1 protein-coding gene is annotated in these 530 nt (G+C 49.8%); it reads right to left on the bottom strand.

Annotation, left to right across the window (positions count from 1 at the left end; genetic code table 11):
• Window positions 1-530 (bottom strand): FAD-dependent oxidoreductase (locus R7190_RS30360; protein WP_318138273.1); only part of this gene is annotated, 530 nt, incomplete at both ends.

Genomic DNA, 530 nt, shown 5'->3' with positions numbered 1-530 from the left:
TGCCTGTTGGGATGTCTTCAATCAGATAGTTTTCAGCCTGACCTTTGGTGATCGCTTGTGCGACAAAGCGTCCTTGGTCGTAGGCTGCGCTTGCAAGGCTAGGGTAACCAATCACATCACCTACTGCGTAAATGTGCTCAACCGCCGTTTGGTAGTTGCGGTTCACTTTAAGCTGGCCGCGAGAATCCGATTCTAGACCGACGACATCCAAACTGAGTTTGTCGGTGTTACCGGTTCTGCCGTTCGCATACAGCAAACAATCGGCGCGCATTTTCTTGCCTGACTGCAGGTGAATTATGACGCCATCTTCTGTGCCTTCGATTTTCTCGTAGGTTTCGTCGTTACGAATGACAACGCCGCTGTTCCAGAAGTGGTAAGACAGTGCATCAGACACTTCGTTATCCAAGAACTCCAACAAACGATCTCGGGTATTGATCAGGTCGGTTTTCACACCAAGTCCGCGGAAGATAGAGGCGTACTCACAACCGATAACGCCTGCACCATAAATGATGATATGACGAGGGTCGTGT

This window comes from Vibrio sp. 1078-1 (assembly GCF_033340475.1).
The sequence above is the reverse complement of the archived record's forward strand: the minus strand, read 5'-3'. Positions and strand labels throughout refer to the sequence as shown.